Genomic DNA, 15163 nt, shown 5'->3' on the forward strand with positions numbered 1-15163 from the left:
GATCGCGACTTAGATGTCGAGCCGGCCGGCCAGCAGGTCGTCGACGAACGCCGGAACCACCTCGCTTGCCGGGCCGGAGCGGGTCTCGTGGAAGAACATGCTGCCGTCGGAAGGCTCCAGGTTGAGTTCCACCGTGTGGCCCTGGCCGCCGCGCCGCACCTCCTGCACGAACCCGGCGGCCGGATAGACGCTGCCGGAAGTGCCGATCGACATGAACAGGCCGCAGCGCTGCAGGGCGTCGAAAATCCGCTCCATCTCGAACGGCATCTCGCCGAACCAGACGATGTGCGGGCGCAGCGTCCCGGTATCGCCGTGCGGACACGGGCTCGCGGCCGAAAGATCGTTTTCCCATGCGACGACCGACTCACAATCGGTGCAGCGCGCCTTGCGCAACTCGCCGTGCATGTGGATCAGGTTCTGTTGACCGGCGCGTTCGTGCAGATCATCGATGTTCTGCGTCACCACCAGCACCTCGCCGGGCCACTCCCGTTCCAAGCGGGCCAGGGCCTCGTGACCCGGGTTCGGTTCCGGGCGATCCTGCGTCAGCTGGCGCCGCCGGTCGTTGTAGAACTGCTGGACACGTTCGGGGTTGGCCTGGAAAGCCTCGGGGGTGGCAACCTCTTCGATCGACACCTGTTCCCAGATACCGCCCTTGTCGCGGAAGGTGTCCAAGCCGGATTCCTTGGAGATGCCGGCGCCGGTCAGGACGACGATCGGGAAGGTTGAGTTGGGGTCGCGTGCTTCCGACATGACCTCTCGGGTGTTAGACGACGTGCAAGAGCCATTCTGCACCTCTAGCTAAGCCAAGGCGACGACCCATCTCAACCCCGGCCCCTGGCAATCTGGCCAGTATCAACCCGGTCGGCGTCAATCCGGTCGGGGATAACGACCGGGCCCGTGCCGACGCGATCCTGCACGCGGGCACGCATTCCGCGAAAGATGGAGGTTAAGCGACGTGTCAGCGCACCAGGAAAGCGCGCCCCCCATAAGCGTGCTGTTCGTCTGCACCGGGAATATCTGTCGCTCGCCCAGCGCGGCGGCGATCCTGCGCCATAAGGCCGCGCAGCGCGACCTGGGTGATCGGCTGCGGATCGACAGCGCGGGCCTGGGCGAGTGGCATCTGGGCCACCCCCCCGACCCGCGGGCGACCGACGCGCTCGCGGCCCGCGATTACCCGATGGGCGAGCAGAGCGCGCGCATCGTCGAGCGATCGGACTTCGAGCGGTTCGACTACGTCGTCGCGATGGACGAAGGGCACCACACGCAACTGACCCGGATGTGCCCGCCCGGGCAAACCCACCGGGTACGCCTGTTTCTGGAATTCGCCCCGCACACCGGCCGCAAGAGCGTGCCGGACCCTTACTACGGCGACACCCGCGGGTTCGATGCGATGGTCGACCTGATCGAGGCCGGCACCGAAGGGTTGCTGGCCGAACTGTCCGAACGCAGCTAATAAGCCACACGGAGCCGCCATCTTGAGCCAGATCGACGCCGGACTGCGCCAGCAGATCGCAGACGCCCTTGGCCGCACGCCGACCGCCGCCACGCCGTTGCCGGGCGGCTGCATCGGCGAGGTGGTCAAGCTTACGTTCGCCGATGACGGCGAGCCGGCAGTCGCGAAGCTGGCGCGCGGCGGCGGACTGGAGCCCGAAGGCTTTATGCTCCAGGTCCTCAACGAGCGCTCCGAGCTGCCGGTGCCGCAGGTGCTCTACAGCGACGACACCCTGCTGCTGATGACCTTCATCGATGGCCACGGCAGCTTGAACGCCGCCGCCCAGCGCGACGCCGCAACGCACATCGCCCGGCTGCACGCGGTGCGGGGCGCGGCATTCGGGCTGGAGCGCGATACCCTGATCGGGCCGCTGCACCAACCGAACCCGCAGAGCGACCGTTGGCTCGACTTCTTCCGCGACCACCGCCTGCGCTACATGGCCGATGTCGCGCTGGCGCGCGGCAGCCTGGACACTAGGCAGCGCGACCAGATCGAGACGTTCGCCAGCAAGCTGGCGCAGTACCTGGATGAGCCGGCCCATCCCGCGCTGCTGCACGGCGATCTATGGGGCGGCAATGTACTGCCAGGGGGCGACCGGATCGCCGGCTTCATCGACCCGGCCGTCTATTACGGCCATCCGGAAATCGAACTCGCCTTCTCGACCCTGTTCGACACGTTCGGCCAGCCGTTCTTCGACCGCTATGCCGAGCTGGCACCGTTCGAAGCCGCCGGCTTCTTCGAGGCGCGCCGCGACATCTACAACCTGTATCCGCTGCTGGTGCATGCAGCCGCGTTTGGGCCCGGCTGGGGCGCGCAGGCGATGCGCACGATCGCCCGCTTCCTATGAGCACGCGTCCGACAGCTTCGGATCCGGCGGCTTCTAGCGGCAACCTTGCTGGAATCGCCACCATGGTGGCCGGGGTGTTTGGCCTCGCCACCACGGACGCGCTGGCGAAGTTCCTGGGCGAGACGTACCCGGTGCTGCAGCTGGTGTTCCTGCGCTCGGCGATCTCCCTGCCCCTGTTGCTTATGATCGCCAAGTTTTCGCAGGGTGGCCTCAACGCCCTGCGCACGCGCCGGCCATGGGTGCATGTCGCCCGCGCCGGGCTGGTCGCACTCGGCATCTTCACCTTCTACAGCGCCCTGACCTACCTGCCGCTGGCGGAGGTCACGGCGATTGCCTTCGCCGCGCCCTTAATCATGACGGCTCTGTCACGCCCGTTGCTCGGCGAACAGGTTGGCTGGCGGCGCTGGTCGGCCGTGTTGGTCGGCTTAGCCGGCGTGCTGATCGTGGTCCAACCAGGCACAGCTGCTTTCCAGCCGGCCGCGCTGATCGCGCTGGCTGCTGCCTTTTTCTACGCGCTGATGCTGATCACCGCGCGCAAGTTCGCCGCCAGCGAAAGCGCGCTCTCGCTAGTCGTCTGGTCGACCGCCGGGGCGGGGGTGATCACGGGGGTGCTGATGCCGTTCACCTGGACGCCCATGGCTGCAGGTGACGCCGGCGGATTCCTGGCGCTGGGCAGCCTGGGCGCGATCACCATGCTGCTTCTGACCCGCGCTTTCCATTTGGCGCCAGCCGCGGTAATCGCCCCGTTCGATTACACCGCCCTGATCTGGTCTCTCACCTACGGCTGGCTGATCTGGGGCGAGGTCCCCGCCGCCAGCACCTGGGCCGGCGCTGCGGTGATCGCCGGCGCCGGACTCTACGTCCTCCACCGCGAAAGCCGGCGCAAGACGACGGATTAGCCCGCTTGCCGGCAACAACGACCGGCAATCAGGGCAATTGTTCAGTTTTCACTCAAAATTAAGGCCTTGGGGCAAAAATGCGCAGCGAACCGCGTACAATGACGTTCCGCTCCGACGTCTAGGCCATCCTAGACCCTGCCCTCGAGGAACTGCTGCAACCATGGGCTCGATCTCTTTCGCTAACCTTAAGATCGCACACCGCCTGCTCCTTCTGGCCGCGCTGGCAATGACCGCAATCGGCGCGTTCGCCGTCGTGTTTCTCGTGATGCAGGGCCGTGTCGGCGAACAGCGCGCCGAGTACAAGCGTGTCGAGAAGATTCTGCTGAGCGCGGAACGGGCTGATATAGCATCACTGCGCGCGTCCCGCAGCTTGCAGATGCTGTTGCGCAGCCCGGAAGAACGCTACATCCAGCAGGTCGAAGAAGCGCACGACGTGGCACAGGAACGCCTTGCTCAGCTCCCCGAACTGGGCGCGGAAAGTCGCGACGTCGACACGCTGCTTGATGCCTTCGCTCAAAAGCGCACACATTTCCAGGCGATCGCCGCAGGCGTCAAGGAACTCGGTTTTGACGAGAACGCCGGTCTACGCGGCCAGCTCCGATCCGCCGTTCATGCCGTGGAGGAGAAGCTTAACGAAGCCGATCTCGATGCCTTGACGATCAAGATGTTGATGATGCGCCGGCACGAGAAAGATTTCATGCTGCGCGGCGATCAAAAGTACCTTGATCGTATCGAGGCGCGTCGGACCGAGTTCGACCGCCTGCTCGCCGACGCGCCGGTGACGGATCGCTTCCGCCGCGAAGTCGGCACTTTGATGGATGCCTATACCGCTGGCATCGCCGCCTTCGGAGAGGCGAAACTCGCGCTTAACCGCGACGTTGCAGCATTCATGCAGACGCAGGATCAGGTCGAGCCGCTGCTGGACAGGCTCGTCGCTAGAGCGGAATCCGCCATGACGGCTGCCGACGCCGAGCTCGATCATATTATGGATCGGATGACCAACATCCTGGCGGCGACCGGCCTCGGCATCGCCCTCTTGATGCTGCTCGGTAGTTTGGGCATTTCGCGGTCGCTTACCCGGCCGATCAACGGCATCAAGGATGCGATGACACGCATCGCAGACGGCGACTTGACCCACAGGGTGCCCGGTCTGGAACGTCGCGACGAAGTCGGTGACATGGCGAAGTCGCTGGATGTCTTTAAGACCGCCATGCAGCGCGACCGCGAGGCGACCGAACAGCAAAAGCAGGCCCAACAGGCGGAGGTCGAACGGGCCGAGCGCCTACAAGCCCTGACCCAAAACTTCGAATCGGATGTCAAAGCGATCATCCGCAACGTCGCGACCTCGGGGGAACAATTGACGGGGACGGCCCGCTCGATGTCCTCAACCGCCGAGAAGGCTGGCGAGCAAGCCGGGGCCGTCGCCGGGGCGGCGGAGGAATCTTCGACCAACGTGCAGACGGTCGCTTCGGCCGCCGAACAGTTGAGCGCATCGATCCGCGAAATCTCGCAGCAGGTCAGCCGGTCGACCCAGGTTGCCAGCACCGCGCGCCAGAAGGCGGATAGCGCCACGCGGCAGGTGCAAGAGCTGAACGCGGCTGCCGACAAGATCGGCGGGGTGATCAGCCTGATCCAGGACATCGCCGAGCAGACCAACCTGCTGGCCCTGAACGCCACGATCGAAGCCGCGCGCGCGGGAGATGCCGGCAAGGGGTTTGCCGTGGTGGCGAACGAGGTGAAGAACCTGGCCAGCCAAACCACCAAGGCGACCCAGGAAATCTCCGATCAGATCCAGAGCGTTCAGAACGAGACCCGGGAAGCGGTGGGCGCGATCGAGGGCATTTCCACCTCGATCCGCGAACTGGACGACATCTCGACCTCAGTCGCCGCGGCGGTCGAGGAGCAGGAAGCGTCGACCGGCGAAATCTCCCGCAACGTCCAGGAAGCCGCCCAAGGCACCCAAGAGGTCACGCACAACATCGCCGGCGTCAGTCAGGCGGCGGGGGAAGCCGGCATGGCGGCCGAGCAGGTCCTGAGCGCGTGCGACGGCCTCAACGAGCAGTCCCGAGACCTCTCGGACAAGGTCGAGACCTTCTTGCGAGACGTCCGCGCGGTCTGATCGGTGGTAGCCCGAACCGCAGTCCTGCCTCGTGCGGTTCGGGCTATCGTTTACGGGCAGGGGTAGGTGTAGAGCGTGTGAATCGCTTCCAGCTCCTGGAGCACATCGTCGCTGAGGCGGAGATCCTTGGCGGCGATGTTGTTTTTCAGATGCCACATCTTGGTGGCGCCGATGATGGCGCTGGTGGTGAAGGGGCGCGACAGGACGAACTGGATCGCCATTTGTGCGGCATCCAGGCCATGGCGCTTGGCGAGGTCGACGTAGGCCTCGATCGCCTTGATGCCCTGCTCCTTCCAGTAGCGGCTGTTCTGCGGGTAAAGGATCAGGCGCGCGTCCGCCGGCTTGGCGCCGTGCAGATACTTGCCGGTCAGCGTCCCAGCGGCGAGCGGGGCGTAGGCCAGCAGACCGCACTGCTCGCGGATCGCGACCTCGGATAGGCCTGCTTCGAACGAGCGGTTCAGCAGCGAATAGGGATTCTGCACCGACATCACGCGCGGGCCCTTGCCGGCCTCCGCGTGGGTGAGCATGCGCATCGTGCCCCAGGCGGTGTCGTTCGATAGGCCGATGTGGCGGATCTTGCCCTTGTCGACGAGATCCTGCAGCGCCCCCAGCGTTTCTTCAAACGGGGTCCAGTCGCCCTCGTCACCCGGCTGCTCGAAGCCGAGCTTGCCGAACCGGTTGGTCGAACGCTCCGGCCAGTGCAGCTGGTAGAGGTCGATACGGTCGGTCTGCAGCCGCCGCAGGCTGGCGTCGACCGCCTGTTCCAACTGCGCCCGGTTGAAGCGCGGCCCGCCGCGCACCTCCTTGAACCGCTCGCCCGGGCCGAGCGCCTTGGTCGCCAGGATCACCTTGTCCCGGGTCCCGCGCGCAGCGAACCAATTGCCGATGATCTCTTCCGTCCCGCCGTGCGTCTCCTCGGAATAGGGCGTGGGATACATCTCCGCGCAGTCGAAGAAGTTCACGCCGGCGTCGAGCGCGTAGTCCATCTGCTCGAACGCCTCTTCCTGGGTGTTCTGCGTACCCCAAGTCATGGTGCCGAGACAGACCTCGCTTACCTTCAGATCCGTGCGCCCCAGTTGGCGGTAGTGCATCAGGTAGCTCCTTGAAAAGGTGACGGCCGCGCGTACGCGTACACCCCGCATTCAGGGCGTACGGGCGCGCAGCCTTTCGGTATGGAGGGTGAGGTCAGGCCGTCGTATCAGCTCGCGGCGTCCGAGCGTACGCGTTCGATCAACTGCTCTACCTTGGGCAGCATGTTGTCGACGATCACCGCCACGCCCTCGGCGTTGGGATGGATGCCGTCGGACTGGTTCAAATCGGGCTGCTGCGCCACCCCCTGCAGGAAGAAGGGGTAGAAGACGACGCCGTGCCGTTCGGCCAGGTCGGGATACAGGCCGTCGAACTCCTGCACGTACTGCTGGCCCATGTTGCGCGGCGCCTTCATGCCCGCGAGCAGCGTCTCCACGCCCGCGTCGTCCAGCGTCTGCAGCACGGCGTCCAGGTTGTCGCGGGTGACGGCCGGATCGATCCCGCGCAGCGCGTCGTTCGCGCCCAGCACCACGATCGCCGCGTCGACATCGTCCTGCAGCACCCAGGACAGGCGCGAGCGCCCGGACTTGGAGGTGTCGCCGGAGCTGCCGGCGTTGATCACCTCGACGTTGTAGCCCTTGTCCTGGAGCGCGACTTCCAGCTGGGCCGGGAATGGCTCGCCCGCCGGCAGGCCGTAGCCGTGCACCAAGCTGTCGCCGAACGCCATGATCGTAACCGTGTCGTCCTGCGCCTGGGCGGGGGCGAACGGCAGCACCGCGAACGCGGCCAGGGCGATGAGGCGGCGGAGGACGGTCATGGGCACGGCCTTTCCCTCGAATTGAAACCGGCGGGTGCAAGGCCATATCGGGTCTGGCACACCAGGGGCAAGCCCAAGGCCTGACTGAAGCCGACTTCCGCGGGCGTCTCGGCGGGGTCTCTCCCTTGAGGGGGAGAGGACCGTCTGGCGGACCTTCCCGCACCCCCGCCTTCCCAAGGAGACCTTCGTGAGCGCAGACCCGATGATCCGGCTCGACCGCCTGGAACTGACCCTGCCCAGCCAGGCGGGCGACGTGCAGATCCTCAAAGGCCTGGATTTGGAGATCGGCGGCGGCGAGACCGTCTCGGTCGTGGGTCCGTCCGGCTCCGGCAAGTCGTCGATGATGATGATCGTGGGCGGGCTGGAGCGGCCGACCGCCGGAACCGTGCGGGTCGCCGGGCACAGCCTGGGGGAGATGAGCGAAGACGCGCTCGCCCGCTTCCGCCGGGAAAACGTCGGCATCGTGTTCCAGGACTTCCATCTGGTGCCGACCATGACCGCGCTGGAGAACGTCGCGATCCCGCTGGAATTCGCCGGACGCAAGGATGCCTTCGACCGGGCGGCCGAAAGCCTGGAGAAGGTCGGACTGGGCCACCGGCTGAGCCACTATCCGGGCCAGCTCTCAGGCGGCGAGCAGCAGCGTACGGCGCTCGCCCGCGCGTTTGCGACCGGGCCGAAAATCCTGCTGGCGGACGAGCCGACCGGCAATCTGGATGGCGAGACCGGCCGGCAGGTGATCGACCTGCTGTTCGAGCTGTGCCAGACCGACGGCTCCACGCTGATGCTGATCACCCACGACCCCGCACTCGCGGAGCGCTGCGACCGGCGGGTGCAGTTGATCGACGGCCACATCACCGACGATGGACGCGCCCAAGCCACCCCGAGCAAGGCCGCCGCCCGCAAGGCCGGCTAACGTCATGAGCAGCTTAGCGACCGACCTACCGCTGGCGGCCCGGCTGGCGCGGCGCGAACTGCGCGGCGGGCTGAAGGGCTTTAAGATCTTCCTCGCCTGTCTGCTACTGGGCGTCGCCGCGATCGCCGGCGTCGGCTCGCTGTCGCAGGCGATGCTGCAGGGCCTGAACAACGACGGCCGCGCGCTCCTGGGCGGGGAAATGGAGGTCCGCCTGATCCACCAGGCGGCAACGGACGACCAGCTCGCCTACCTGCGCGAGAACACCACGCGCCTGAGCCAGACAACCGACCTGCGCGCGATGGGCCGCACGCCCGCCGGCTTCGACGGCGCGGAGGGGCGCACGCTGGTCGAGCTGAAGGGCGTGGACGCCGCCTATCCGCTGTACGGCGCGGTCGGCCTCGCGCCGGAGCAGACGCTGGACGCTGCGCTCGGCCGGCAGGACGGGCAATGGGGCGCGCTGGTCGATCCGGCGGTCCTGAACAAGCTGGGGCTGGACGTCGGCGATCCGCTGCAACTGGGCGAGGTCACTTACGAAATCCGCGGCACGATCACGCGCGAGCCGGACCGCGCGACGCGCGCCTTCACGCTCGGACCGCGCGTGCTGGTCCGTCACCAAAGCCTGGCCGAGACCACCCTGGTGCAGCCGGGCAGCCTGGTCTACCACCACTACCGGCTGGACCTGCCCGACAGTGTCGACCAGGCCGCCTTCAAGCAGCGCCTGAACGCGCGCTTCCCGGAAGCCGGCTGGCGGATCCGCGGGCTGGACAACGCCGCGCCCGGCATCAGCCGGTTCGTCGAGCGGGTGACGCTGTTCATGACCCTGGTCGGCCTGACCTCGCTGCTGGTCGGCGGGGTTGGGGTGGCCAACGCGGTCAAGGCCTACCTGGACGGCAAGCGCGCCACGATCGCCACCTTCAAATGCCTGGGCGCCCCCGCGCGGCTGGTGTTCTTCACCTATCTGGCGCAGGTGCTGGCGCTCGCCCTGCTCGGCATCGCGCTGGGGCTGGTGCTGGGCGCGGCGATCCCGCTGGTGGGCGGGCCGATCCTGGCGAACCGGCTCAACTTCGACGTCGCGGTCGGGGTCTATTGGCAGCCGCTGGCGATCGCCACCGTCTTCGGTTTGCTAACCACGCTCGCGTTCACGCTGTGGCCGCTGGCGCGCGCGCAAGGCATCCCAGCGGCCGCGCTGTTCCGCGACGTGGTCGCGCAGCAGGCCGCGCGGGTGCCGCTGTGGGCGTGGGCCGCGACGGCTGCCAGCGCGCTGGCGCTGGCCGGGCTGGCGGTACTGAACGCGGACGAGCGGACCTTCGCGCTCGGTTTCGTCGGCGGCGCGGTGGGCGCGCTGCTCGCCTTCCGCCTGGCCGCCGCCGGGGTGATCTGGCTGGCCCGCCGCGCGCCCCGCGCGCGCCGTCCGGGTCTGCGGCTGGCGGTGACCAACCTGCACCGGCCGGGCGCGCCCACCGGCTCGGTGGTGATGTCGCTCGGCCTCGGGCTCACGGTGCTGGTCGCGATCGCACTGATCGAAGGCAACCTGCAGCGCCAGGTGACCGAGCAGATGCCCGACCAGGCGCCCGGCTTCTACTTCATCGACATCCAGTCCGATCAGCTCGACGCGTTCACGCAGACGGTGCGCGACTTCCCGGGCGTGTCGGAGGTCAACTCCGTCCCGATGCTGCGCGGGCGAATCGTCGCGGTGGACGGCACCCCGGTGGATCAGGCCAGCATCCCGGAGGACGTGCGCTGGGTGTTCCAGGGCGACCGCGGCATCACCTGGGCGCGCACGCCGCCGGACAACGCCACGATCGTGCGCGGCGACTGGTGGCCGGCGGACTACAGCGGCCAGCCGTTGATCTCGCTCGACCGGGAAGTTGGGGAAAAGGTCGGCCTGGAGCCGGGCGACACGCTGACGGTCAACGTGCTGGGCCGGAACATCGAGGCGGAAATCGCCAACTGGCGCACGATCGAGTGGTCCGACCTGCAGATCAACTTCATCATGATCTTCTCGCCAGGCATGCTGTCCAACGCCCCGCAGAGCCACATCGCGACCGTAAAGATCGATCCCGCGCAAGAATCCGAGCTGGAGAAGACGGTCAACGCGCAGTTCCCCAACGTCTCCGCAATCCGGGTCAAGGACGTGCTGAACCGGGTCGGCGAGATCCTGTCCAACATCGCACTCGCGGTGCGCTCGACCGCCTCGATCACCGTGCTGGCGGGAACGCTGGTGCTGGCCGGCGCGATCGCGGCCGGGCACCGGCGGCGGATCTACGATTCCGTGGTGCTCAAGGTGCTGGGCGCGACCAAACGCGACATCACCGGCGCCTTCCTGCTGGAATACGGCCTCTTGGGCTTGGTGACCGCGCTGATCGCGGCCGTGATCGGGACGGTCGCGGCCTGGGTGGTGATGACCGAGGTGATGCAGGGCGAATTCGCCATACTGCCGATGGCGATCGCCGGGACGGTGGTGGCAGCCACCGCCGTCACGCTCGCCTTCGGCTTCGCCGGCACCTGGCGCGCCCTGCAGCAAAAAGCGGCCCCACTCCTGCGCAACGAGTAGCCTGCCGCGCCCGGCAGCAATCGACAGACACAGACGGAGCGGGTAAGCTCTCGGCCAAATTGGCTGCGGTCCTGGACACCCGCTGCCACAAAATTTTCGCATATCACCTGCGTAAATCGCTTGAACCCGCCGCTCGCGCCGCCAATATAGGGCGTGAGTATAGGCTCTTCAGCCACGCAACATCCGCCAGGCTTGTGACAGACAGCCAGGCAACGGAGGAACGAGGGTACAATGGCTCAAGGTCCCGATCGCCGCTATATGACCGGCGCACAGGCCGAAGCGGCCGGCGTCGACGTCGGTCTGCGCAGCTACATGCTGCGCGTCTACAACTACATGTCGCTCGGTATCGCGTTCACCGGCGCGATCGCCATGATCGTGGCGATGAACCCGGCCGCCGTGCAGGCGATCTCCGGCGGCCTGTTCTGGGTCTTCTTCCTGGGCGTGCTCGGCATGGGCTTCTTCGCCCCGCGCCTGATGATGACCAAGTCGGTCGGCGTCGCGCAGGGCTGCTTCTGGGCCTATGCCGGCATGTGGGGCGCCTTGCTGGGCCCGATGTTCTTCGCCTACGCGCAGATGGACCCGATGATCCTGGTCCGCGCGTTCCTTATCACGGCGGCGACCTTCGCGGGCACCAGCTTGGCCGGCTACACCACGAAGAAGGATCTGTCGGGCCTCGGCACCTTCTTCATGATGGCCACGATCGGCGTCCTGATCGCCATGCTGGTCAACGTGTTCCTGATCCAGAGCACGGGCTTCGAGCTGGTGCTGTCGATCGGCGTGGTCCTGCTGTTCTCGGCGATGACCGCCTACGAGACCCAGATGATCAAGAGCATGTACTCCCAGGGGGACATGGGTGAGGTGCAGAGCAAGAAGGCCATCTTCGGCGCCTTCATGCTCTACGGCAGCTTCATCACGCTGTTCATCTGGATCCTGAACATCCTGGGCATCATGCGCGAGTAACGCGCGCCCCGGATACTGGATGCGAGACGGCGGCCCCGGAAGGCGACTTCCGGGGCCGTTTTCGTGTGTATGGGGCGGAGGGAACGGCTGTCCGATGCGCCGCACGTCCCCCTATCGGCGCTGCTCGGGCTCCGGGTTGGTAAGATCGACCGGGTGCGGCCGGTCGGCGGGCACCGGCCCTTCCTGACGGCGGGTGAGCAGCCAGCGTGCGCTCGCCACTCCCTCCAGCCCGCCGCCGGCCAGCGCGGCGGCCAGGCGCTGCAGGTAAGCCACCGTGGTCAGCAGCACCGCTTCCGGCCGGGCCAACCCATAGGCCATGTAGATCGCCACCGCCGCGACCTCGCCGAAGCTAACCCCGACCAGGTTCACCGGGATCAACTGGAACAGCAGCGTTCCGGCGAGCGCGACCAGCACTTCCGTAGGCTCGATCGCCACGCCCCAGGCTTCCGCGGCCGTCCAGATGCCCGCCGCCAGCACGGCGTAGGCAAGGGCGGACACCAGCGTCGCCGGGTAGAGCAGGCGCAACGTGGGGTAACGCCGACGCGCCAGCAGGTAGACCAGCCCCACCAAGACCACCAGGCCGGCAACCAACGTCCACCAGACACGCGGGCTGGGATTCAGCCAGCGCAGGTCGCTTCCCTGGGCAAAATCGGTGAACGGCAGGCCGACCAGCAGCAGCAGCACCAGCCCCAGACCGCCAGCCACCCGTTCCATCGACGCGAGGCCGGCAAGCCGCCAACCGCCCGCCCGGCTGGACGCGGCACCCAGCTTGGCGGCGCGCACCAGGTCATAGCCCACGCCGGCGGGCAGGAAGAAATAATAGAACATGGTGACGACATGCACCCGCCAAACGGCGCGCACCGGTGCGTCCAGCGCGAACAGTCGCGCCATCAACCACAGCCGCACGCCGAACAGCTCGAGCCCCAAAAGCCCCAGCAGCACCGAACTCGCGAGTCCGATCCAATTCTCCTGCAACTGCTGAAGCGGCAGTTCGTTCACCAGCAACCAGCCGAGCACGACAAGCCCGACCGGGGCGCCGACAAGCTGGGCCACGATCAGGCGATGGCGCAGCTTGTCGCTGTCGATCGATCCGAACGGCGTGCGCAAGAAGACCACGTACCCGGGACGGAGGAGAGGTTTGGCGACCTGGGGCCGACCAGCGAGATGGGACTAACCTACCGGCGTCCTGCCGGCCTGCCTACCCGGACCTGAGACGACAAGACCCGTTGCCATAGATGCGACAGTCTTTTCACCCTTGCGTGATTGGCCAGAACCGACGCACGCCCTATTCTCGCGGCGGCGCATAAACCGAGTGATCACACCCCAGGAGGTCCGCGATCAACGCCACCGTGCTCAACGCCATGCTGGAAACGCTGGCCGTGCCGTTCGCCCTTGCCTTCGCCGCCGCGCTCGCGGTCTGGGCGGTACGCCTGCGCGTCCATGGGCTGGCGGTTGCACTGGGGATCACCGCCGGGCTGATCGCCGGACAGGTCGCGATCCAAGGCTGGCCGGCACTGCCGCCGAATGGCGCGATCGACAAGCTGTGGTGGCTGGCGCTCCTGGGCGGCGCGCTTGGGCTCGGGCTGCCACGATTGGCGGATGACAAGCAGCGCCGGGCGGTCAGCGTCGGTGCGCTGGCGCTCGCGGCAGTCTGGATCGGCTGGCCGCGGCTGATGATCCCGGACGTGGCCGCCTGGCTTACGGGCGCGTTGCTGGTCGCCGCGGGCGTGTGGGCGCTGTCGCGGGTGGAGCGAGCGGGCAGTCCCGGCGGCGCGCTGCTGCTCCTGGTCGGCGGCGCCGCAGCGGCGGGGGTCGCGTTCTATGGCTCGTCCTACTCGATGGCGCAGGTGAACCTCGTGCTGATCGCCGCGCTTGCCGGCGCCATGGCAGGCGCTGGCGCGGCGCCGGCGGGCCTTGGCGCGGCCGGACGGATGGCCGCAACGCTGCCGTTGTTCGGGCTGATCGCGATCCTAGCGTTCTACACCCGCGCCGCGCCGTTCGCGCTGCTGCTGCTGTTGCCGGTCTTCCTGGTCGAGGGCGCCCTCGCCAGCTGGCCGCCGCTGGGCCGGCTGGCCGGTGCGGCCGGGGAGCGGATGCGCGGCGCGCGGCTGCTGGTTGTGATCGGCCTCGCGCTCGTGCCGGCCTGCGCCGCGGTCGCGGTCGCCTATTGGCAGTCCGGCCCGCTCTACTTCTGATCCAGCGCCTACCGGCGACCAACGAACGACCTCTCACGGACAGGAAAAGACGAGATATCCCGCGATGCAGTTCCGCAACAGCAAAGCGCGCTACGGCGTGATCGCCCAGACACTGCACTGGGTGATCACGCTCGGCTTCGTCGCCCAGTACGCGATCGCCTGGTACGCCGAGGGCGTTCAGGCCATGCAGCTTCAGTTCACCCTGTACAACCTGCACAAGTCGATCGGCGTGACCATCCTGGCACTCGCGGTTGTGCGCATCGTCTGGCGCCTGATGAACCCGGTGCCGCCGATGCCCTCCGGCAGCCAACGGTGGGAGGAGCTGGCCTCGCGCGCCAGCCACGTGCTGCTGTACGCGCTTTTGTTCGCACAGCCGATCACCGGGCTGGCGTTCTCCATGGCGTCCAGCTTCCCGACGGTGATCTGGGGCTACACGCTCCCCGACGCCGGCAATTCTGAGGCCCTGAAGGACGCCTTCAACGCCGTCCACGTCTACCTCGGCTGGGCGACGCTGGGGCTGGTCGGCCTGCACGTCGTTGCCGCGCTGCGCCACCATTTCGTGCTCAAGGACAACGTGCTGCGCCGGATGCTGCCGTTCGTCGCGAACAAGAACACCACCGGCATCCGTCGCCCAGTCGGGTAAGACGGCGTCCCCCGCGACCGCAACGGGCACGTCCACTTCCGCATCCAACGCCAAGGAGGCCTTTTGACGATGGCCAACCGCCTGACCGGGATCGCCTGCGCCACCCTAACGGCGCTCACAGCAAGCGTCGCGCTGGCGCAACAAGCACCGGAATGGACCGTCGACCCCGAGCAGAGCCGGGTCGGATTCATCGCCCAGCAATCGGGTAACGACGTGCCGGGCGAATTCGAGCGGTTCGAGACCACGATCCATTTCGACCGCGACAACCTCACGGCCAGCTCGGTCGACGTAAAAATCGATATCCAGAGCGTGACGACAGGCTCGATGGACCGCGACCAGACGATCAAGTCACCCAACCTGTTCAACGCCGAGCAATATCCGAACGCGCGCTTCCAGGCGGATAGGTTCCGGCATGCTGGCGGCGACACCTACATCGCCGAAGGCGAACTCACGATGCGCGGTCAGACACACCCGGTCGAGTTGCCGTTCGAGCTGGACGTGACCCAGGACGGCGACACACTCACGGCCACCGCCGATGGCGAGGTGACGGTCAAGCGCCTGCGCTGGGGGATCGGCCAGGGGCAGTGGCAGGATACCTCGATGGTCCCGAACCCGGTCGTGATCGAGATCGATATCCACGCCACCCGCCCGGCCGGAGCGGAGTAACCCGCACTCTTCCTCGTGGCAGAGGGCTC

General features: G+C 67.2%; 14 protein-coding genes. 10 read left to right on the plus strand and 4 right to left on the minus strand.

The window, feature by feature from the left end; all coding sequences use genetic code 11:
• Nucleotides 1-9: 9 nt before the first annotated feature.
• On the minus strand, nt 10-750 hold the full coding sequence (locus RHOSA_RS0100795) for an NAD-dependent deacylase (RefSeq protein WP_027287193.1): 741 nt from the start codon (nt 748-750) through the stop codon (nt 10-12).
• Between the two features lie 205 nt (nt 751-955).
• Here RHOSA_RS0100795 and RHOSA_RS0100800 point away from each other — a divergent pair, with 205 nt between their 5' ends.
• The 4 genes from RHOSA_RS0100800 to RHOSA_RS0100815 all read left to right on the plus strand — a co-directional run bounded on the left by RHOSA_RS0100800 (nt 956) and on the right by RHOSA_RS0100815 (nt 5357).
• Nucleotides 956-1453, plus strand: coding sequence for a low molecular weight protein-tyrosine-phosphatase (locus tag RHOSA_RS0100800; protein WP_051431666.1), 498 nt, complete (start codon nt 956-958; stop codon nt 1451-1453).
• Nucleotides 1454-1475: 22 nt separating this feature from the next.
• Nucleotides 1476-2339: a fructosamine kinase family protein gene (locus tag RHOSA_RS0100805; protein ID WP_200371986.1), complete on the plus strand. Its 864-nt coding sequence runs from the start codon at nt 1476-1478 to the stop codon at nt 2337-2339.
• The gene (locus tag RHOSA_RS0100810) at nt 2336-3238 is read left to right on the plus strand and encodes a DMT family transporter (protein WP_027287196.1); all 903 of its coding nucleotides are present in this window, start codon (nt 2336-2338) and stop codon (nt 3236-3238) included. The genes RHOSA_RS0100805 and RHOSA_RS0100810 overlap by 4 nt, the downstream gene beginning before the upstream one ends.
• A 160-nt stretch (nt 3239-3398) precedes the next feature.
• Nucleotides 3399-5357, plus strand: coding sequence for a methyl-accepting chemotaxis protein (locus RHOSA_RS0100815; RefSeq protein ID WP_027287197.1), 1959 nt, complete (start codon nt 3399-3401; stop codon nt 5355-5357).
• Between the two features lie 50 nt (nt 5358-5407).
• On the opposite strand, the gene RHOSA_RS0100820 is transcribed toward RHOSA_RS0100815, so the two are convergent.
• On the minus strand, nt 5408-6448 hold the full coding sequence (locus tag RHOSA_RS0100820; protein ID WP_027287198.1) for an aldo/keto reductase: 1041 nt from the start codon (nt 6446-6448) through the stop codon (nt 5408-5410).
• Nucleotides 6449-6555: 107 nt separating this feature from the next.
• Nucleotides 6556-7203, minus strand: a complete 648-nt coding sequence (locus RHOSA_RS19520) for an arylesterase (RefSeq protein ID WP_037255432.1) — start codon at nt 7201-7203, stop codon at nt 6556-6558.
• Between the two features lie 202 nt (nt 7204-7405).
• On the opposite strand from RHOSA_RS19520, the gene RHOSA_RS19525 reads away from it, so the two are divergent.
• From RHOSA_RS19525 to RHOSA_RS0100840, 3 genes are all read left to right on the plus strand, one after another.
• Nucleotides 7406-8116: an ABC transporter ATP-binding protein gene (locus RHOSA_RS19525; protein ID WP_037255434.1), complete on the plus strand. Its 711-nt coding sequence runs from the start codon at nt 7406-7408 to the stop codon at nt 8114-8116.
• Between the two features lie 4 nt (nt 8117-8120).
• The gene (locus RHOSA_RS0100835; RefSeq protein ID WP_027287199.1) at nt 8121-10670 is read left to right on the plus strand and encodes an ABC transporter permease; all 2550 of its coding nucleotides are present in this window, start codon (nt 8121-8123) and stop codon (nt 10668-10670) included.
• A gap of 231 nt (nt 10671-10901) precedes the next feature.
• Nucleotides 10902-11630: a Bax inhibitor-1/YccA family protein gene (locus RHOSA_RS0100840; protein WP_027287200.1), complete on the plus strand. Its 729-nt coding sequence runs from the start codon at nt 10902-10904 to the stop codon at nt 11628-11630.
• Nucleotides 11631-11741: 111 nt separating this feature from the next.
• On the opposite strand, the gene RHOSA_RS0100845 is transcribed toward RHOSA_RS0100840, so the two are convergent.
• Nucleotides 11742-12737 (minus strand): hypothetical protein, encoded by a 996-nt coding sequence (locus RHOSA_RS0100845; RefSeq protein ID WP_156092450.1) that lies wholly within the window; start codon nt 12735-12737, stop codon nt 11742-11744.
• A gap of 242 nt (nt 12738-12979) precedes the next feature.
• On the opposite strand from RHOSA_RS0100845, the gene RHOSA_RS0100850 reads away from it, so the two are divergent.
• The 3 genes from RHOSA_RS0100850 to RHOSA_RS0100860 all read left to right on the plus strand — a co-directional run bounded on the left by RHOSA_RS0100850 (nt 12980) and on the right by RHOSA_RS0100860 (nt 15134).
• The gene (locus RHOSA_RS0100850; protein ID WP_156092453.1) at nt 12980-13825 is read left to right on the plus strand and encodes a hypothetical protein; all 846 of its coding nucleotides are present in this window, start codon (nt 12980-12982) and stop codon (nt 13823-13825) included.
• Nucleotides 13826-13889: 64 nt separating this feature from the next.
• On the plus strand, nt 13890-14468 hold the full coding sequence (locus RHOSA_RS0100855) for a cytochrome b (protein WP_027287203.1): 579 nt from the start codon (nt 13890-13892) through the stop codon (nt 14466-14468).
• Nucleotides 14469-14537: 69 nt separating this feature from the next.
• Nucleotides 14538-15134: a YceI family protein gene (locus RHOSA_RS0100860; protein WP_037255435.1), complete on the plus strand. Its 597-nt coding sequence runs from the start codon at nt 14538-14540 to the stop codon at nt 15132-15134.
• Nucleotides 15135-15163 lie beyond the last annotated feature (29 nt).

Source organism: Rhodovibrio salinarum DSM 9154 (assembly GCF_000515255.1).
Classification (GTDB): Bacteria; Pseudomonadota; Alphaproteobacteria; order Kiloniellales; family Rhodovibrionaceae; genus Rhodovibrio; species Rhodovibrio salinarum.